Genomic DNA, 19,383 nt, shown 5'->3' with positions numbered 1-19,383 from the left:
ACGCTCATGCCATGATGCGGTAGAGGCAATATTTCTGGCAATCAGGCGGAAGCCAAAATACGTGTTAGATGCTGACATTGCCAAATGTTTTGACCAATGAGGTATGCATGACAAGCACCAAAACATTGAGGAGCCGTGTGAGATGAAAGTCTCACGCACGGTTTTGAAGACCAACGGGGTTGGCGACAACCTCGTTGAGTTTAATAAAGTCAACGATTTTGCAGTCATTTTTATATTTGGCAGTGCGATCTACCCGTGATATAGCTTGAATTGCGGCAATACCTTTAATTTCTTTATCTAAAAATAGGGTATGCAGTCTTTTTTCGTCGAATCCGGTTTGCAGTTTGGCAACGACGATGATTAAGCCGTTTTTCTTGAGAGCAAAGTTTTCTAAGACTTTTTCCTCGGTCAGTCCATTGTTTAGCCCTGTGGCGTTTTGCTCGTCTTGGTTGCTGGAATAGACGATATGAATGGGTGCATCGGCATATTTGGCATATTTGGGCTGTTTGACCAGTTCGTTGAAATGTTGCGTAACTGCTTGTTTGTAGGCGATCGCAGCTTTAATGGAATATACCGCTAACATGGCTTTACCTGTACCCCGAATTTGCCGATAAACGTCTTTTACCAGCAAGTCTGCGACATATTTGGCGATCGCATTAATACGATCGCGGTTTTCGTAAATTTGCTTTTTATCTGCGTCTTTATAATTGGGTTCCTCGAAGCCTTCTAATTCGTTAGTAGGAATGTCGAACAGCATCTTGGAGGCAACGGGGACAATATTTTTTAGAGGATTGAGAATGAAGCCGTCTTCAATGGCTTCCTTCATGGTGTAGGAATCGAAGGGAACCCAAAGTTTTTCACTTTCGGCATAGCCGCTAAATTCTCCAAAGCGGGTGAGGGCGTGGTCATCGGGAGTGGCTGTGAAACCGACAATCAGGTTTTTCTTAGTGCGGGTTTGGTTATATTGGGTTTGTTGGTCGAAGGGGGTTTGGAGTTCGTCAAAAATGTTGACCATTTCTTCGTGTTGGTCGCCACTATTAGAGCGGTGGATTTCGTCAATTAAGAAGACGATGCGGAGTTGGGCGAGTTGTTGCAGGGTGTCTGCGTCGAGCATTTCTCGCACTGCGCCAAATTTTTGCAGGTTGACGATAACTAAACGGGTGTCAGATTTAAGTGCATCCTGAAAGGTTTTTTTATTATTTGCCTCAATATACATCCGGTTATCGATGTTCATGTTTAGCATTTTGGAGTCGATTTGGCTGCGGAGTTGCAAGCGATCGACCACAATCATGATTTTATCGTAGACATATTCACCGTTGCGGCGTAAATCCTTCAGTTGTAAAGCTGTCCAGCCTATGATGTTGGATTTGCCAAAGCCTGCCGCATATTGTAGTAGTAAAGAATAGACATTTTTATTATTAGCGTAGGCTTTGCGCTTTTCGATTAATTCAGCGCGTTTGCTGGGGGCAACGTGGGCTAGCTGTTGTTCTAGTTGGTGAATAAAATAATCGTCTTCAGCTTCATGTTCTAAAAATTCGTCAATTTTAGCCAGAATTTTATCTGTGCCAAATTTTTGTTTGGGGCGGGGTGAGATGAGGTGTCCTAATTCGTTTTTGAGTTCCTTTTTACCTTTGAGAACATATACGTCCCGCTCGATAAAATTGTAGTAAAGAATTTCTTTTTCAATAAAGCTTTTGCCATAATGGACGGTAAAAAGCTCTTTGAGTTTATCTTTTTTATCCGCGTCAGGATTTAGTAGTGGATAAGGTTTAAAGATTTTTACTGCTCTTTTTTCGTAGTCTTCGCGGTCGTATTTGCCTTCGCGACAAGTGGTGAGGATTTCTTCAAAAAAGTGATCGATAGTGCGAATGACATAGGTTTCGGCTATGTCAGTGCTGGTAATCTGGATGGCTTTTTCAAAGATTTTGAGGAAGTCTTTGCGATAGTGATCTTTTTCTTTGTCGCTGAGGTGGCGATTATCGTCGAAGGTTTCGTAATAGACTTTAACGGCATCAAAGTAGTCTTTGATGACTTTACCGCGTCCGTTTTTGCGGGCTGTTTGGCTGGTGAGGTTGAATTTTAGTTCGCTGTAACCGAGGTAAATACCATTAACAAATAAGCAGATATCGGGACGGAAGGAGAAGATTTGTTTGCCTTGATATTTATATTTGTAGGGCAGTTCTGGGACGACAGAAAAGATATTTTGCTCAAATAGGCTACTATTGTGAATTATACTGTCATCGGTGTAAAACAGATAGAGTTTGATGCCTTGTAGAGTTACGGATTTATTGGCATTAATAAATAACGCCATATTCCGGCTGCTGGCGATACGTTCTTGGATTAATTCGATTAGTTCTGCCAAAAGTTTTTGGGCGTTGTTGTTATATTTTTTGAGTAGGATTTCGTAGTTTTTTTGGTTGAGTTCGGTGGTGGAAATGAAGGCTTGGAGGTCTTCTTCGATGATGAGGGAATTGGTAATGGTGTTGGCTTTTACTTCTTGGTAGCCTAATTCTTTACCAAAAAAAGGAATGAGAAATTTGTCTTGTAGGTGCAGTTCGCTCATATATCATGACTCTTAATAAGGTAGAATGTATATACGAAAGTAAGGAATCCTTACATTTTTTGGCAAAGGCTAGGAGGCTTGTCATGCTCGCTAAGTTAACTTCTAAGAATCAGCTAACGTTGCCTAAAAGTATTACCCGTGAAATCGGGGAGGCTGAGTATTTTGAGGTAAAGGTGGAGGGTGGACAAATTATTCTGACTCCTGTAAAAATTCAGAGGGCTGATGCAGTACGGGCAAAGCTGGCAGATTTGGGCTTGAGTGAACAGGATGTGGCTGAGGCGGTAGCTTGGGCGCGTCAGTCATGATGGTTTGTCCACGAGTTGTAATTGATACTAATATTATAGTTTCTGCGCTGATATTTGGGGGTAGAGTATCTAGACTGCGTTTGGCTTGGCAGGACGATCGCTTCACTCCCCTAGTTTCTAAAGCGACAACGACTGAGTTAATTCGGGTTCTGGCTTATCCAAAGTTTCAGCTAACGCCAACTGAGCAAGAAGATTTACTATCGGATTACATACTGTTTTGTGAAGCTGTGGTGATGCCTGACCTTTTACCTGTAATTCCTGAATGTCGTGACCCTTTTGATGTGCCTTTTTTACTTCTGGCTGTGGTCGGTGAGGCGGATTATCTGGTAACGGGCGATCGCGATTTACTCAGCTTAAAGGATAATTTTTCTTGCCCAATTATCACTGCTGAAGATTTTCTAAATGTTATTGATGTCCAGTCACCCTAATTTTTCCGGTGACGACATCATTAATTAGGGTCTTGCGGAGTTCTTTGAGTTTTTCAATTTGGGTGTTGATGGTTTGGATTATTTGGTCGATTTGAGATGTTTTGGTGTCAAGGTAGTCTGCGATCGCTTTTTGTTCGGAGGGTGGGGGACAAGCCAGATAATGCGTTGTCATGTAAAGATTTGTAATTCTTTTCTGTCCAGCTGTTCCTTTCATAAACGGTTCTGCATTTTTTCTAAAAAGATCATTGTGCAAAAAGTAATGCAGATATCTAGCTATAAGTTTTTTTAAAGGTCGAAAGACCATAAATTCAGTGCTACCGAATCCTATATTGTGTTTAAGATCATTAACTAAAGCCGCATTCCCATTTTCCATACAAGGTGTGATTTTGGCAAAAAGAATATCTCCATTCTTAAATTTTGTATATCCGTTAGAGACTTCTTTTAGCGGCACTAAATCAAATTCTTTGATTCTTCCCAATTTCTCATCAACATTTGTCATTGGGATAAATTCGACTAAATCTCCATCATTTAGATGTATTGGTGTTTTTACCACAGTATTTGATTCTATAAAATCTTTGAGTCTGCCATTTTTCCAATGGTCTGGAACTTCACCTATCCACTCAATCCCGCTATCCTTCATCGGCACAGATTTATCAAGCCCGCGTGTTACAGTTTCGTTGATGAGAGATTGTTTGAGCTTACCGTATAGGATTGCTTTCTGGGCGAGGAGGTCAATTTTGTGATCGCACTGCGCGGTTTTAGTATCGAGATAGAGTGCGATCGTTTTTTGTTCGGTAGCAGGTGGGAAAGGTACAGTTATTGCGCCAAATTTATCAAAATATAATCTAGAAAAATTCCTTATCAAACACCCGTGCATAGTCATTATCCCCAAACCGCCTCAAAGTTTCCACGATCTCCAAGCGGCTGACTTCATCCACTTCTTTCCGCTTCGAGCCTTTATTTTTCTTCAGTGGTTTAAACTTCTCACTGGCATTAATCAACATCACCTTATCCCGACACTGCGGCGATTTATGCTTATTTAAAACCCAGAGATAGGTGTAAATACCCGTGTTAAAAAACTCATCCGTCGGTAACTGAATCACCGCTTCCACAAAATCCGAATCCAGCATCCATTTGCGAATATTACTTTCTCCCGAACCCGCATCCCCACTAAACAGCGTCGAACCATTATGAACCACAACTCCCATGCCATTTGCATTTAGCTTCGAGATTAGGTGCTGCATAAACAACAACTGACCATCGGAAATTGACGGTAGGTAGTTAAATCGCTGGGTTTTGTCGTTATCAATATCCTTTTGATAACCCTTCCAACTCACCCCGTATGGCGGATTGGCAATTACTATATCAAACTCATCGTTATAAAATTTATCATCTGTAAGCGTATTGCCATGCTCTATTTTTGAATCCACTCGAAACCGACTTTCAATCTTTGCAAGCGCGTACAGCGCATCATTCCAGTCCTGCCCAAAAGTTTGGGTTAGTCGCTTAGACCTCTGATGAATCCGATCTTCCACCCCAAACAACAAGTTACCACCGCCACAGGTGCAGTCGTAAATTTTTAACAGCTTATTCGATTCCTCAATCTTAGAAGCAATAATCTCCGCAATCAACCCGATGATATCATCTGGTGTGTACTGTTCCCCTGCCGTTTCCGCCGAAATATCCGCCCAACGCCGCTTAATATGCTCTTCCAGCGTCGTAATTGCCGAGTTATCAAAGGGTTTGAGGTCAATACTGCTCCATTCCTTTGTATAACCCAACAGCACCTTTTTGGCCTTCAGCTTTGTAATCACCCCTTTAATATCGAGAAACTTTTCACCTTCCGTTGCATCCACCCCCAACAGGTCTTTTGTTTCCCCATCAAAACCCCGCAAGTACGCTTCAAAGTCCACATCAAAGGATTTATCATTTTTACAGATATCCTTCAGTGTTTGGTTCTTCTCGAAAATATAGAGGTTATAACCCTGCCCCTTATCCTCAATTAGCCCTGTCAAATCTTCTGGCGCAATCTCCGCCAATGCCGCTTCGCCAATCTCCGCCTTTAATTCATCAAACATCCTCACCAAGCGGCTTTCAATCATCACCAGCGCAAAAAACGGCATCATATAGGATGGCCATTCCGACTCCTTGATGCCGCAACCCCTTAGCAAATCGGCAGTTGCCCAGATATTTGATTCGTATTGGAGGATATTGTTGACAGTCATGCAGCAGGTTTTAGCTCAAGGGTAAAAATCAGTATAAGCTCTAATACCCTTGGCATAAAATAATTTACCTGTCAATAGTAGAGACGTTGTATTGCAACGTCTCTACATACCTCACCAATAACCTTAACTAAACGGTAAGGAATAAAAGTTTGTGAGAGTTCTTGCCTAAGTGATGGCTTAGTTAAGGTAATTTAGCGTGATTTCATTCAACGACTGTTACTGAAGCCCCTTCACTTGATGGAGGTATACCGGGTAACTCAAGACAGTATCCGGCACCATATACTGTCTTGATATAACGGGGGTGGCGGGGATCTGGTTCTAACTTAGTTCTCAAGTGGCGAATATGGACTCGAATCGTTTCTATGTCATCATCAGGATCGTAGCCCCAAACTTCTCTGAGGATTTCGCTGGGGGAAACCGTTTGACCGTGGCGTTGCAGCAAGCAGTGAAGTAGCTCAAATTCCAAATGAGTCAATTTCACCGTTTCATTGAACCATATTGCCTCAAATCTTTCGGGAACGAGAGTGAGTGAGCCATAGTTGAGAATCTCACTGTGCTTTGCTGCTTGGGGAATGCGGTCAGTCCGCCGCAAAAGTGCCCGCACCCGCGCCAGCAATTCTTCAACTTCAAAAGGCTTGGTGAGGTAGTCATCTGCGCCAGCGTTGAAGCCTTCCACCTTGTTCTGAGTTTGGCTCAAAGCCGTCAACATTAACACGGGAATCTCAGAGGTGCGATCGTCGCGACGCAGGCGTTGGCAAACGGTAAACCCATCTACTCTGGGCAACATTAAATCGAGCATGATCAAGTCTGGTTGTAGCTGGAGAGCCAGCGCTTGACCTTTGATGCCGTCTTCAGCTTGACTAACATCGTAGCCAGCCATTTCCAAGTTGACGGCAACTAGTTCTGAAATCGCTGGGTCATCGTCTATGACAAGAATCCTCGGCATTCTTAAAAAATTATTACTACTTATTAAGGATAAATAACAACCTTTGTATAGATACAAAGACTTTTGAATCGATATGAAAAAGTTTTAAATCTTACATAAATATTAAGATTAAATGACTGTGAAATCAAGACTCAACTACACGAAATCTTATAGTCTATGATGTGTTATACTGCCCCCTACAATCCGTCTCGATTTTTACAAAACGGTGTAAAGATGACTGTATACACCGCTTTGTGGGGAAGACGTTACTGGAAAAGTACTACTCTATTACAAGAACCGTATTATCAGGAAAAAATCTTTATTGGTGGCCAAGGTGTGCCAATTTTTGGCTTGGTTGCCATCCCTGAAAATGCTCATAGCACGATTATCGGTACTTATGGCATTACTGGAGAGTTAGAAACAGAATGGTTTTTGAGAGTGCTAGGACGTAAGGCTTACGCTCAAGGATACGCTGTGGTGTTATTTGATTGGCGTGCCCACGGCAAAACTGCTCAATTGTCCCCGACTCTAACTTCCGATGGTTTGTACGAGGGGGAAGATTTTGTTTGCATCGCTGCTGCTGCTAAAGCAATGGGATGTCCGGGAAAATTTTGGTTTACAGGGTATTCTTTAGGAGGGCAATTAGCACTATGGGCGGTAAAGGTCGCTCTTGAGGTGATTAGGGAGCATGGAGATTTAGGACTAGAAGATAGCGATATTGGCGGTGGTATGGTGATTTGTCCCAGTTTGGATTCTGAGCGATCGCTATCTTATCTAGTTACAAAGCCCTTCGGCAGATATTTGGAAGCGGGGATTGCACAGAATTTAAAAAAACTGGCATGGCAAATACATGATGCCCATCCTGGAAGCATTGATCCAGCAGCGATTGAACGGGCGAATAGTATCTGGGGTTTTGACAATGAACTAGTAATTAAGCGACTAGGTTTTCCTTCTGTGGAAGCATATTATCAAGCTAGTAGTCCTTTACATATATTGCCACAAATCTCGAAACCGACTTTAATTTTATATGCTGCTGATGACCCACTTTTTGACCCAGCTATCATACCGGATTTACAACAAGCCTGCGATCGCAATCCCACAATAGATTTGTTACTCACTCAGTACGGTGGTCATGTTAGCTATTTGAGTAGCAAAGAGTGCCAGCGCCAATTACAAGATCCTGACCCTTGGTGGGCGTGGAATCGGATTTTACAATGGTTGGAGGAAAAACAAATAGGGTAGTAGTACCGCAAGGCAAAAGTCAAAAGTCACTTGTACTGAGTTTAGCCTGACTTGTACTGAGCGGAGCCGAAGTAGCGGCGTCAAAGGGCGGAGCCGTAAAGCCTGCGGCATAGCTTCTCTACGAGACGCTACGCGAACGCTTAAGGCGCAGCCTCTCGTAGAGAAGTAAAAGTCAAAAGTCAAAAGAATTGTATTCCGGGCTTTGTGCCACTTTGAATGGTCTGTTTATTTACGCCGTGCTGTACTAGGCGAGAAAATATTCAAGTTGCTAGGCTACTCGACGCATGGCGTCGTATTGTTTGGAAATCCAAAAAAGTGAACAGAGTAGCTTGTTTTTACTACAATCAATTATTGTAATAGAGAAGATGGCATTGGCTGAGAAACTACCACAATATTATTGGTAAACCAGCAATGACAGAAGCAACACCTGTCCAGAGAGTAAAGCGTTCAATATCTACTTCATCCAAAGCAACACTCATTTGCTTAATTGCTAATAGCAGCGCTGGCAGTAGCAGCACAAAGAAGGTAAAGTACTCCAAATTAACGAGCATTCATTCTCACTATGTTTTGTAAAAAAGTAGTTCTAATAGGTTTTTAACAAGCTTTGGGGAGGTTTTTTTGTTCCAGATTTAACAATTTCTGAGAAAAACTATTTCTCAGTGAAGAGATATCTACTTCAGGTAGCCAAATCATGGTTTCATAACCAACCCGACCCATTTCTGGCTCTGGTCCCATAGGCATTTCCACCAAATATTCCCAGCTACCTGACTCAAATCGGTAGTTTTTGATCATGCCTTCCCCACCTATAAAACTTACTATCTGACCTTTACAAAGCTTACGTACTGGCGAATCACTTGCAGACATTCCTGGTAATTCCTTAGAATAATACTGTAATAGCTAATGTTGTAGCCAAAAGAAAATTTATTATTCTCTGTCAAGGGTTTTAACGTATTCTCTTTCAGAGGATTTAACCTTGAGTAAAGGATAGTACATCTAAAGTAATAAAAATGGCACGGTAGAGTAATAAATTAGCATGTTAGTCAGGGAAAGCGCTTACAGCTATCTATAGTTACGTTTACAGCCCGACTTAACATCTAACAACTCCTCTGGCAGATTCATTCTAGGAAAAACAAGCGCAGCTACTTTGCTAAGTGATTAAGCTTCTCGTAGAGAGAAATACGGCGTCCTTATTACAGAGCAACTAAATTTATTTATGGGGATTATTAATTTTGAATTTTGAATTCGGAGCGAAGTGACGTGATTGCTACTCATCATCTCTGGCTACCTGCACCAACAGATTTAACTTTGCTACCGGATGAGATTCATGTCTGGCGCATAGACCTTGACCAACCAGAATCACCGCTGCAAAATTTAGCAGCGACTCTTTCCAGTGACGAAATGGCTCGTGCTGAACGGTTCTATTTTCAGGAACATCGGCAGCGGTTCATTGCTGGCCGTGGTATTCTCCGAACTATATTAGGTCGCTATTTGGGTATTCAGCCGCTACAAGTGCAGTTTAATTATCAACATCGTGGCAAACCAGTATTGGCAAATGTATCTGCCAATACTGGACTGGCGTTTAACTTATCTCATTCCCAAGGGTTGGGTTTGTGTGGGGTGAATTGCACCCGCCCAATTGGTGTAGACCTAGAATATATTCGCCCGATGTCTGATCTGGAAACTCTTGCCAAACGGTTCTTTTTACCGAGAGAATATGAAATGTTGCGATCGCTATCTCCCAGCGAACAGCAAGAGGTATTTTTCCGTTACTGGACTTGTAAAGAAGCTTATTTAAAAGCAACTGGAGACGGACTAGCTCAGTTAGAGCAAGTTGAAGTGTCGCTGACTCTCACAGAACCAGCCAAGTTAGAGATATCTGAAGACTGGAGTCTTTTTGAACTACTACCTGCTAACAATTATGTTGCTGCTGTTGCTATAGAGAATTTTGACTGGCATTTAAAGTGTTGGCAGTATTGATCTTCAGTATTTTAAATCGTTTATTTATCTTCCTGCATATTTCTAACAATTTTTGTCACCAGGTTTCTGGGTACAAATCTGACGCTTTTTGCAAGTAGTTTATTCATCAAACCAGGAATGACAATGGTTTGACCCTTCATTAAGGCGCGAAAACCAATTTCGGCTACTGTTTGTGCATCCATCATTTTCTTGCCCTTGAGCAACTTAGAGTCAGCCATTCCGGTTCTTTCATGAAACGCAGATGCTGTTGAGCCTGGGCAAAGAACTGTCACAGTGACACCTGTACCTTCTAATTCATTAGCGATCGCTTCTGAAAAAGATAAGATATAAGCTTTAGTCGCAAAATAAACCGCCATCAAAGGCCCTGGTTGAAAGGCAGCTGCTGAGGCGACATTTAATATTTTTCCTTGACCTTGTTTTACCATGTCCTTCAGAAATAGCTTAGTTAAATGGGTGAGACACACCAAATTTACCTGTAGCATTTCCAGTTCACCAGCTAGGTCGGTTTCATGAAATAATCCATAGACACCAAATCCAGCATTATTTACCAGTACATCAACCTTAATATTGGCTTGTTGCAACTCTACAAAAATTTCTTCAGGAGCTGTTGGTATAGATAGATCCTTAACAATAGTTGTAACAAGATTTCCGAATTTTTCTTGGAATTTAACTGCAATTTCTACAAGCATTACCTCATTTCTATCTACTAAGACAAGATTGTAATCATCAGCAGCAAAAAGACATGCTAATTGATAGCCAATTCCACCTGCTGCTCCAGTAATAAGAGCAGTTTGTTTGTTCTGTCCTTGGTGTGTTGTGTTCATGTAAAAAGGTTGGTGAATTCGACTTGATGAAGCTGCATTACATTTATAGTGGTTCTCGTTCTACAAATAAGTGCGCGTAATATCTGAACCGACGAGAAATATCTTGAGTTATTACCCTTTCAATTGCTTGTGTGATGCGTTGGATAGATGTAGGGGTACAAACCTAAATTTAGGGCTTATGCATCGAATAAGTTGGGTATTAAAGAAGTTCGGTTATTTCAGACTGCTAGTGTAGATGCGTGGCGGCTTGTCGCCAGATAGCGTTTTTGATTACTCACAAAAGCAAGCGGGTAAAATCAAACTTTTATGCCTGACACTAACCATTCTATCCTCGATCGCTTCTGTCAAGAGGTGAATCCTAAAATATTACATTATTGAGTATAAAAAAACAGGGCAATTAGATTGCCTCTACTGGTGTACGAGTTGTTGCTGGCATCTGAAATATTGACTATTAAGTAGTACTGAGTTCTCAAGAACATGGACTAAACAAAACACAAAACTTCTGTTTTTTATATTGTGTTACGGCTTCTGTAACGCACCGAAAATATCCAGGATGGTGCGTTACGTTTATAACGCAACACACCTTACGAAAGTTGTGAATTCTTAAGCGATATTTAAGAAGCCGCTTTGAATCAAGTAGGCAGTATAAGTCATAAACAATTGAGAGTTAATGGGAGGACAAACAATAGAACTGCCTGCTAGTGCATGAAGGGTATCTTGGCAGCTAATATGAGGTCTTCGAGCTTGTAGGTACAAATCAGGAATAGTCAGTTGTTCATCAGACCAGCGTTCCAGTAAAAAGGGTCGCAGAGTGTACAAAGGATTGTCCACAGAAGACACATTATTGATTAACTCTGATTGCCATTCTTCATAGGGAATCATCTCAACTGAATAACCAAATGAGCGTATCCACTCAACTAGCATTTTCAAAGCGGCAGGTTGGGGATGTTGTAAATTGAAAGCTTTGCCTATGGATTCTTTTTGCCGTGATAGATAAACAACGGCTTTACTTACATAGTCTACAGGAGACATATCTAACATATAATCTACATCAGGGAAACTTCCCATTTGTAGACAGCCCTTGGTCATCAAATTGATAAAGTCATGTGTATTACAAATACCTGTTTTGCTATCTCCTGAAATCAGTGGCGGTCTATAGATAGTTACAGGAAGTCCTCGGTCACGAGCAATCTTGACTAACTTTTCAGCTACCCATTTAGTTTGGGAGTAACCAAGATAAATACCTTCCCAATGATTGAATTCATCCTGTTCTTTGACAACCTTGCCAGCATAAGCAGTCGATTCAAACACAGCAACACTAGAAACGTAATGTACAGGCTTGACTTTAATTTGACATGCCAGCCTCAAAACTTCCTGCGTTCCTAAAACATTGGCTGCTTTCAGTGCAGAGTAGGGAAAAACATAATTCAACAAAGCACCACTATGATATATAGTATCAATATTGGCAGCTAAAATTTGAAACTGTTCAGAGCCAACACCTAACAATGGCTGAGATAAATCGCCGACAATAGGAATAATTCTGGAGTTAAATTCTTCCTGCCAAATTGCATACTGTTGCAGATTATTTTGGAGTTTGCTTTTGCCTTCTTCGGTATTAGCAGCACGCACTAAGCAATAGATATCCGCATTAGTTTCCTGTAATAATTCCCGGATGACAAAAGCTCCTAAAAAGCCTGTTCCTCCAGTTATAAAGATGTTTCTGGGTTCACCTACAGGCACATTAGATGCAGCGCCGGGATGGATGGTGGGGTCAAGAACAGCCTCGGCACTTAAATTTAGAACAGAGGGGGCAGCGTTGGCATTAGAAGATGTCTGACGCACAACTTTTGTGTCTTGAACTGGTGAACCCTCTTGCACTTCTTCAGCTAAACGCTGTGAAAGAGCTTCAATACTTGGGTAATGCCACAGGAGCAACGGCGATGGTTGAAATCCTAGCAGTTTTTCTAATTTACTTACTAGAATCATTGCTTGGGCTGAATCCAAACCAGAATTTTCTAAATGTTCTTTAACATCTATTTCATCAATTGTTACTCCTAGCAACTCAGCTAAATTAGATATCAAAAATACTTGAATATCAGCTGCTGTAAAAGACTGTTTTATAGTCATTTTTAAATCTCCACTAATGTATAAGGGACAGGGTGATAGTGACTGTAATAATCAGAAGTTTGCAGTCCTTGAATTTTCAAATTTTGAACACGATACAAAAAGGCTGCACCAGTCATAATTTGATTAGCAACATCAACTACCTGACGATTATTCGCTTCGGACAGGTAGGAACCCCGCACCCAGTCATTGAAACCGCCCATTGCTGGGCCACACCAAATTTGATAATCGACTTCTCTACCTTTTTCACCAGAACTAGACCAACGGGAAGATAATCCTAGATACCAGCGGAAAATCAACGCCATTTTCAGTTTAGGATTATTGACTGCTTTACCCAATTTCTCAGGATTTTTTTGGGACAAATAAGCCGCAGTTCCTTCCCATACTTCAGCAATACTCTTACGGAAAACTTGTTTTTCTAATTTCTCTCTTTCTACCAAAGGAATCTCTTCAATCGAATCATAAGCGCGATATAGTTCAAACAATTTCTGCGCTCGCATGGGAAACATCGTACCCCGTTTGAGGACTTGCAATTTCACCCCCATTTCAAACATATCTGCTGCTGGGGCCATCATCACATCAGCCATTTCTGCTTGAGCTAGTAATTTTTTGGTATGTTCACAAGCCGCAGATTCAACGCATGACTGATTAATTGAGCCGGTCATTACATAAGCAGCACCCATCATAAAGGCTGCTAATGCTGATTGTGGTGTACCAATTCCCCCTGCTACTCCGATTCTAATAGGTGTTTGGTAATGATATTGGGCTTGAATTTCATCCCGCAAAGCAATAATAGAAGGTAACAAACAAACTAGGGGACGGTTATCTGTATGACCCCCAGAATCAGCCTCGACGGTAATATCATCAGCCATCGGAACTTTGGCTGCAAGAGTTGCTTGTAACTCAGTAATTAATCCTTTTTCAAGAAGTTCTTTGAGAATTCTAGCTGGTGCTGGTTGCAGAAATTTAGTAGCAACTTCTCGGCGAGAAATTTTGGCAATGACTTTATTTTTGATTTCAATTTGATTGGCGTTATTCAACCCCAATCCAGCAACACGGTAATAAACAATGTTGGGGGTCAAGTCGAGAAATGCAGATGCTTCTACTGTTCTCACTTGATATTTGAGGTATAAATCCACAGCCCGACGTTCAATCGCAGGTTCATTAGGACTGTGAATTAAATTAAAAGCGTAGGGTCCTTGAGGTAAAGCTTCTTGAATGCGATTTATAGCTACTTCCAAACGTTCTGGAATTAAACCACCTGCACCAAAGGAACTCAAAATTTGCGCTTTTCCTAGTGCAATCACCATTTCTTCAGAAGCAATTCCGCCAGCCATTGCGCCAGTAGCATAGGCATATTTCACTCCATGAAAGGAGAGAAAATTGGGATCTCCAAACTGTTGAATGTGGATTGGTGCTGCAAATGTTAGCAGTTCTACTTGTGCTGTTGTGCCATTATCACCAGGGGATAAATATCCCTCATTAGTGACACCGATTTTTCCGGCAACTTTCACGATGTAACAGGGTTTATCTAACACCATGAATTTATTTTTGATGGTTTGTTGCTCAAAAGATACAGTTTCTAAAGAACCTTTCCAAACCTGGTTTTTGTTATGAGACCAGGCGGAGAAATTAAGACCATTATCGTGTTTACTTAGCACCGTATCTACGGTTGTCACGGCAGTTATCCCTCTGATTACAAACAATGGATGATAAAAGTTGAAAGGTGTAGACTCTTTATATAGCAATCCTCAATCATATCTGAAAGCTTCTTTTTATTCTCTTGGCGCTCTTGGCGTCTTGGCGGTTCGTTTCTTTTCACAACTTAGATAGGATTGCTATAAGAATCTATATTTTCATACCAATTCTCCATGAAGATGCACGTAATAATTATTAAACGAACCGCCAAGGACGCCAAGGGCGCAAAGGAAGAAATAAGTTAAGAATTAGTTGGTGCAAGTTGAAAGAGAATTGGTATGATTTATTAGGATTCGTCGTTAAGCAAGTTTTGGGCGCAAGTTAGTTGCAGTTGAATGATTTCGCTCATTTGTTGACTATAATTTTGTCTAGCTTGTAAAAAAGCAGTGTGCGCTTTAGTTATCTTTGAATTATTAGCATTGAGCTTTTGATACTGAGTCTTATTTAAATCGAACATGCTGATGATGCTACTAATTTTTTGAGTGATGACAGGTGGAGAAGAAAGAGGAATTTGCTGCCCAATTGCGCTTGACTCAGAAGATTGTAATTGTTCTCTCGGTTCAAAACCGTTATCAATGATATTTTTTGGTTTGACTTCTTCTGGCTGAGTAAGGGATGGCAAGATGTTAGGGTAATAACTTTCTTCTGGAGTTATTTTGTTTGAAGTATTAAGAGAATCTGTGATTTCCGATTGTGGAATATTAGGTATGTTTGGATGCTGTTTTTTGAAGCGATCGCCCTTAAGATCCTTAGCCCAATCTTTAACAAATTTGCGATTTTCGTCGCTCAAAATTGTAGCAGCGATCGCTTTTCCACCCAAGGTAACTGTTCTCAATGTTACTTTAGTTTTATTGGTGGTTTCTTGGACTTTGCTGTACAGTGGTGATAAATCCACATTCACCTGATGACTGAGTAGTTTTGCTAATGCTTTGACTATAGAAGCATGGTCATGCATACCTCTACGATTCAGAGAAACTGTGAGGTGTTCTTTCTTGCCAAGAATTTTATCAATCCATCGTGAACAAACACTACCTGCGCCTGCTTCTAAAAATATTCGCACACCATCATCGTAGACACGATTAACTAATCGGGGAAAATCAAGCTCTTGGCATAATCCTTTGGCAATGTTGTGAGCGATGGCTTCACTTTCAAGTGCGAGCGGTTGATAATCAGCAGCAGAATAAAAAACGATATCTGGGAGAGTTTGTGATGGTAAAGTGTTTACCTTCTTGATTTCCTCATACTGCGATCGCATCGCTTCACAATGGATTACGTGGTCGAAGGGAGCCGGGAAAGCATTACAACCTAGAGTTTGAATTACTCGCTTACAGGCTGCTTCATCACCAGCAATTAACACTTCTTCTGGTGTATTAATTTGAGTTAAATAAACCCGATTCTCATGTTTAAGACATTCTCTAACTTGGGATGGTGTGGCCATGAGAACATACGTTACCCAAAAGTTGTTTTGTGAATCAGGAACATCTTTCAATCCCCAATATTCACGCACAGCATTTTTAGGGCCAGATAATCTATCTCCAAAAAGAGGAGACGAGTTTAAAGTGTTACTTCCACCAGAAAAATTGCTCCAAACTCCTTGGGCAGACATCATGCTAGTTTCGCCCAGGCTATAGCCAAATACACATTGTGGTTTGACTTGGAAATCATCTCGAATAATTGTAGTAATCAGTCGAGAATAAGCGATTTCCGTTTCAAACATGGCTAGGGAATCGTCTAGGAATTCTTTTTCAAGAGTTTCTAGTTGTCTGGTGGAAAACTTATGTAAGCTTCGGGGATAAAGTCGCTGATGAATTTCGACGGCACGGTTGGCAAGACTATTGAATATCGTGTCATCATAGACTTTTGGGAATAAGCGGAATAGATTCTGACCGATACCCACATAAGAATTGACAGCTGCTGGATAAACGTAAGCGATCGCTCCGGTTTTACCCAATGGTTTCGCTGTGAAATAACTTCCTACTGGTGTTTGCCAATCTGTGCCGTTCTCAAAGGCATTGTTTACACCTTTACGGGCAGATTCAATTTCTTTGAGTAGTTCTTTTTTATTACGTCCTGTGATTGAGAAGACGTATTTTGCACCAGAATGCAGTTCAAAATTAGCAAATGTTTGACTGGCGGTAGTGGATAAAGAGGAACTAGTTTCGATGGCTTGTTGAAGATGGTTAAGTAAATCTGGGATGTTGGAGCGATCGCTAACTGCGATCGGGAACAGATGAAAAGGCATTTGCTGCAAATATCTATTATCCCGCTCCTCTTGGCTGGGTTCCTCCGATAAGATTAAATGGGCGTAACTCCCATCTATACCCATACTATTAATTGCTGCTATTCTGCGTGTGGCATCCTTATCGACAAACCAAGGTCTTGATTCCATTGCGACATAGAAAGGGCTACCTTCCCATACTTGCGGTGTTTTGACACCAGACCATTTAGGAGTGCCGGGAATATACCTGTAATAAAGACACAGAGCAGTTTTGATTAAGCTAGCGATTCCCGATGCTGTACAGGTGTGACCGATATTGGCTTTGACGCTGCCCAATGCACAGTGCAAACCATTTCCCACTTTCGGATAAGCTTGAAGCAAACCTGTGATTTCGGCTTCATCCTCCTGGGGAATGCCACTACCGAAAACTTCCACATAATTAACATCTGTAGCTTGAATATCTGCCATCTGGAAAGCTTGTTTGCAGACATTGCTGATAGCTGAAGCATCAGGCTTTACCAGAGCATTACTGACAGTAGAATTATCTTGAGCGAAACTCATGGCATCAATAACTGCATAGATGCGTTCATTGTCTTCCTTAGCAGTTTCGTAACGCTTCAGGACAATGGCACCCGCACCTTCGCCAACCGTCCAGCCATTGGCTTGTTGGTCAAAACTCAACGTATTAACACCCGTATTAATTGGTGCAAATTGGTTGCGGAACAAGACATTTTCTACACCACCAGCCAAATCTACTGCACCAACAACCACTGCATCTACTTCTCCAGTAGTGAGTAGCATTTGTGCAACTTCCAACGCCTTCAGGGCAGAATTTTCGCCAGCCGTCATCGTGAATGCAGGGCCAGTGAAATTCCATAAAGCAGAAATTCGACTCGCCATGATGTTGGCAATGTGACTGACATATTCGCCGATTTCTACTGGGTGGTGAATGCTATCTTTGACAATGGTTTCCAGTTGCGCTAGCTGTTCAGCAGGCAAAGAAACTTCTTGCGCGAGTAAGCCATCCTTAACCTGCCAAGACAGATTCCATCTTTGCTGTAGCTGATGCACAGAAAACTCTGTCTCAGCGGCGACAATAACCGCTACATTGCTGCCCTCCTGTAGTTTCGCATCTTTCACGGCGCGATCGCTAACCTTCAGGAGCAATAATTGTTGTGGATTCAATTTTTCTATTTCATTCGGTGGGATTTTGCACGATAAAGTATCGATTTCAAAATCTTTGATATATGCCCCAACTGGTGCTTTAGCATCTGTTAAACCGTACTCTTTCAGGACATTTTCTTGATTTTCTATACCGTGCCATCTTTCAGGCGGTAGAGAAATAAAATGTTGGGTTCCATCATAAATACTTCGTTCAAAAGCATCTAAGCCATTGCAGTTACCAAAAAAGGCATCCATGCCCACAATGGCAATTTTGGCTGGTGGAATAGGTGCAGTTGAATCAACAGATTCTGCTGTAGTTCCTTGTTCTAAAATCAGATGAGAATTAGTGCCACCAAAACCAAAAGCGCTAATAGCAGCCCGTTTAATTGGTGTATTATTATTAGGCCATGACGTAGCTGTTCTAACAATTTTGTCAGCAGAAATTATCTGATTTTCGGAAGCTAAAGGTTCATTAACATTAATGGTTGGTGGAATGACGCCATGAGACATACTCAAAATCACTTTAGTCAAGCCAACCATGCCAGCAGCAGTTAGCAAGTGACCAGTATTTGCTTTGGCAGAACCCACCAGAGGCGCAGCTTGATTTTGACCAAAAAATGTTTCTATGGAGTTGAATTCGGTTGTATCTCCTAGTAATGTGCCAGTGGCGTGACACTCTAGATAATCGATAGTTTTAGGACTAAATTTTGCCTCATTATAGGCTCGTTCAAAAGCTAAGATTTGTCCTTTAGGATTAGGACTAAGTAGGTGCTTACCTTTGCCATCATTTGAGAGTCCATTACCGCAAATGGTGGCGAGAATATTATCGCCATCTCTGATAGCATTAGAATATCTTTTCAGCATCACCATTCCAACACCATCGGCGGGAATTAGCCCTCTAGAGGACTTATCTAAGGGGCGGCTGATCCCGTTTTCTGGATACCCTTGAACACCGGAAAATAACATCCGCACAAATAGGGAATCTGCACAACTTATGGCTCCAGCTAACATGACATCAGCTTTGTGTGACCATAAGTAATGAGATGCTAGTTTAATAGCATAAAATGATGACGAACAAGCAGCATCCAGACATAAATTAATCTGGGAGAGTGAGAAAGCTTGAGCAATTATAGATGCTGGTAAACCAGATATCATCGCATTGTACAAAGAGGCTTTAGTTGCACTTGGCAGACTAGCTAAATCAAAGTCTTCGTACTGCAAAAGTTCTCTGACAGCAGGTGCGATCGCTTTCTGGTAAATTGGAGAGAATAATTGATTAGATAATTTTGTCGGGAATGACAAATTACCTAAAATTACGCCGCATTTTGACAGAACAGTTTGATTACCCCAATAACCACTCTGTACAATTGCTTGTTTAGCGGCATACAATGACCATTTGAAGGTGTTATCTAAGCCAGTAACAAATTCTGATGGTAGATTGTATTCGGAAGGATTGAATTGAAAGTTGCGGATGTACCCGCCTTTGAGGGAATAGGTTTTGTCTGGTGTTCCTTTAACTGGATTGTGAAAAATTGTCGGATCTACTCCGATTTCTTCGACTGTTGCAGAAGATGTCGAATCTTTTTGATTAACAATATTATGCCAGAATTCTTCGGGGTTTTTAGCATCGGGAAATAGACATGATAATCCGATGATGGCTATTTTTTCCACTAGTTATATCCTTAAGGTT

The 19,383-nt window shown here is 41.3% G+C and carries 14 protein-coding genes; 4 read left to right on the top strand and 10 right to left on the bottom strand.

Annotation, left to right across the window (positions count from 1 at the left end; genetic code table 11):
- Positions 1–151: 151 nt before the first annotated feature.
- Positions 152–2,563 carry a DEAD/DEAH box helicase family protein gene (locus V7K35_RS11085; RefSeq protein WP_335078889.1) on the bottom strand — a complete coding sequence of 804 codons (2,412 nt, stop codon included), beginning with the start codon at positions 2,561–2,563 and terminating at the stop codon, positions 152–154.
- A gap of 83 nt (positions 2,564–2,646) precedes the next feature.
- Here V7K35_RS11085 and V7K35_RS11080 point away from each other — a divergent pair, with 83 nt between their 5' ends.
- Positions 2,647–2,868, top strand: a complete 222-nt coding sequence (locus tag V7K35_RS11080; RefSeq protein ID WP_335078887.1) for an AbrB/MazE/SpoVT family DNA-binding domain-containing protein — start codon at positions 2,647–2,649, stop codon at positions 2,866–2,868.
- Complete coding sequence (locus V7K35_RS11075; protein WP_335078885.1) at positions 2,865–3,296, top strand: putative toxin-antitoxin system toxin component, PIN family; 432 nt, start codon at positions 2,865–2,867, stop codon at positions 3,294–3,296. The genes V7K35_RS11080 and V7K35_RS11075 overlap by 4 nt, the downstream gene beginning before the upstream one ends.
- On the opposite strand, the gene V7K35_RS11070 is transcribed toward V7K35_RS11075, so the two are convergent.
- From V7K35_RS11070 to V7K35_RS11060, 3 genes are all read right to left on the bottom strand, one after another.
- Positions 3,274–4,161 (bottom strand): restriction endonuclease subunit S, encoded by an 888-nt coding sequence (locus V7K35_RS11070; RefSeq protein ID WP_335078883.1) that lies wholly within the window; start codon positions 4,159–4,161, stop codon positions 3,274–3,276. The two genes, V7K35_RS11075 and V7K35_RS11070, sit on opposite strands and share 23 nt — an antisense overlap.
- Positions 4,142–5,521, bottom strand: a complete 1,380-nt coding sequence (locus tag V7K35_RS11065; protein WP_335078881.1) for an HsdM family class I SAM-dependent methyltransferase — start codon at positions 5,519–5,521, stop codon at positions 4,142–4,144. Before V7K35_RS11065 ends, V7K35_RS11070 begins: the two co-directional genes overlap by 20 nt.
- 202 nt (positions 5,522–5,723) lie before the next feature.
- Positions 5,724–6,467 (bottom strand): response regulator transcription factor, encoded by a 744-nt coding sequence (locus V7K35_RS11060; RefSeq protein ID WP_335078878.1) that lies wholly within the window; start codon positions 6,465–6,467, stop codon positions 5,724–5,726.
- Between the two features lie 156 nt (positions 6,468–6,623).
- Between V7K35_RS11060 and V7K35_RS11055 the strand changes: the two genes are divergently transcribed.
- Positions 6,624–7,688 (top strand): YheT family hydrolase, encoded by a 1,065-nt coding sequence (locus V7K35_RS11055; RefSeq protein WP_335078876.1) that lies wholly within the window; start codon positions 6,624–6,626, stop codon positions 7,686–7,688.
- 383 nt (positions 7,689–8,071) lie between these two features.
- Here V7K35_RS11055 and V7K35_RS11050 read toward each other — a convergent pair whose 3' ends face one another.
- Both V7K35_RS11050 and V7K35_RS11045 read right to left on the bottom strand, forming a co-directional pair.
- Positions 8,072–8,239, bottom strand: coding sequence for a hypothetical protein (locus tag V7K35_RS11050; protein ID WP_335078874.1), 168 nt, complete (start codon positions 8,237–8,239; stop codon positions 8,072–8,074).
- 43 nt (positions 8,240–8,282) lie between these two features.
- Positions 8,283–8,552 (bottom strand): hypothetical protein, encoded by a 270-nt coding sequence (locus tag V7K35_RS11045; protein ID WP_335078872.1) that lies wholly within the window; start codon positions 8,550–8,552, stop codon positions 8,283–8,285.
- Between the two features lie 393 nt (positions 8,553–8,945).
- Between V7K35_RS11045 and hetI the strand changes: the two genes are divergently transcribed.
- Entirely contained in the window at positions 8,946–9,665 is a 720-nt protein-coding gene (hetI, locus tag V7K35_RS11040; protein ID WP_335078870.1) for a 4'-phosphopantetheinyl transferase HetI, read from the top strand.
- A gap of 20 nt (positions 9,666–9,685) precedes the next feature.
- Here hetI and V7K35_RS11035 read toward each other — a convergent pair whose 3' ends face one another.
- From V7K35_RS11035 to V7K35_RS11020, 4 genes are all read right to left on the bottom strand, one after another.
- Entirely contained in the window at positions 9,686–10,489 is an 804-nt protein-coding gene (locus V7K35_RS11035) for an SDR family NAD(P)-dependent oxidoreductase (protein WP_335078867.1), read from the bottom strand.
- 603 nt (positions 10,490–11,092) lie between these two features.
- On the bottom strand, positions 11,093–12,616 hold the full coding sequence (locus V7K35_RS11030; RefSeq protein WP_335078865.1) for a thioester reductase domain-containing protein: 1,524 nt from the start codon (positions 12,614–12,616) through the stop codon (positions 11,093–11,095).
- 2 nt (positions 12,617–12,618) lie between these two features.
- Positions 12,619–14,292 (bottom strand): PfaD family polyunsaturated fatty acid/polyketide biosynthesis protein, encoded by a 1,674-nt coding sequence (locus V7K35_RS11025; RefSeq protein WP_335078862.1) that lies wholly within the window; start codon positions 14,290–14,292, stop codon positions 12,619–12,621.
- Positions 14,293–14,597: 305 nt separating this feature from the next.
- Entirely contained in the window at positions 14,598–19,364 is a 4,767-nt protein-coding gene (locus V7K35_RS11020) for a PfaB family protein (RefSeq protein ID WP_335078860.1), read from the bottom strand.
- Positions 19,365–19,383 lie beyond the last annotated feature (19 nt).

This window comes from Nostoc sp. (genome assembly GCF_036917275.1).
Classification (GTDB): domain Bacteria; phylum Cyanobacteriota; class Cyanobacteriia; order Cyanobacteriales; family Nostocaceae; genus Nostoc.
The sequence above is the reverse complement of the archived record's forward strand: the minus strand, read 5'-3'. Positions and strand labels throughout refer to the sequence as shown.

Bases quoted from the DNA above. Each gene is read 5' to 3' on its own strand.
- V7K35_RS11065 (WP_335078881.1), bottom strand. From the start codon at position 5,521: ATGACTGTCAACAATATCCTCCAATACGAATCAAATATCTGGGCAACT.
- V7K35_RS11045 (WP_335078872.1), bottom strand. From the start codon at position 8,552: ATGTCTGCAAGTGATTCGCCAGTACGTAAGCTTTGTAAAGGTCAGATA.
- V7K35_RS11060 (WP_335078878.1), bottom strand. From the start codon at position 6,467: ATGCCGAGGATTCTTGTCATAGACGATGACCCAGCGATTTCAGAACTA.
- V7K35_RS11085 (WP_335078889.1), bottom strand. From the start codon at position 2,563: ATGAGCGAACTGCACCTACAAGACAAATTTCTCATTCCTTTTTTTGGT.
- V7K35_RS11075 (WP_335078885.1), top strand. From the start codon at position 2,865: ATGATGGTTTGTCCACGAGTTGTAATTGATACTAATATTATAGTTTCT.
- V7K35_RS11080 (WP_335078887.1), top strand. From the start codon at position 2,647: ATGCTCGCTAAGTTAACTTCTAAGAATCAGCTAACGTTGCCTAAAAGT.
- V7K35_RS11050 (WP_335078874.1), bottom strand. From the start codon at position 8,239: ATGCTCGTTAATTTGGAGTACTTTACCTTCTTTGTGCTGCTACTGCCA.
- V7K35_RS11030 (WP_335078865.1), bottom strand. From the start codon at position 12,616: ATGACTATAAAACAGTCTTTTACAGCAGCTGATATTCAAGTATTTTTG.
- V7K35_RS11055 (WP_335078876.1), top strand. From the start codon at position 6,624: ATGATGTGTTATACTGCCCCCTACAATCCGTCTCGATTTTTACAAAAC.
- V7K35_RS11035 (WP_335078867.1), bottom strand. From the start codon at position 10,489: ATGAACACAACACACCAAGGACAGAACAAACAAACTGCTCTTATTACT.